The sequence below is a fragment of the Priestia sp. TRM10 genome, from assembly GCF_057808375.1.
Genome location: NZ_JBJZOT010000051.1, coordinates 1 through 228, shown reverse-complemented (window position 1 = coordinate 228; position 228 = coordinate 1). Strand labels below are relative to the sequence as shown.

General features: G+C 58.8%; 1 protein-coding gene. It reads right to left on the bottom strand.

The window, feature by feature from the left end; translation table 11 throughout:
* Window positions 1-228, bottom strand: a 228-nt coding sequence (locus tag ACK3CR_RS27145) for a hypothetical protein (RefSeq protein ID WP_488976376.1), incomplete at both ends; no start/stop codon positions are given.

Below are 228 nucleotides of genomic sequence, written 5' to 3'. Positions count from 1 at the left end.
ACGCTTCTACTCCTTCTAATCCAACACCGGTCGCTCCGGTAAGTCCCGTTGCACCCGTGACTCCCGTTACTCCCGTAACCCCAGTTGCTCCTGTGACTCCAGTTGCTCCGGTCTCTCCCGTTGCACCCGTGACTCCGGTTACTCCCGTAACCCCAGTTGCTCCTGTGATTCCGGTTGCTCCGGTCTCTCCCGTGATTCCAGTTGCTCCTGTGACTCCAATTGCTCCGG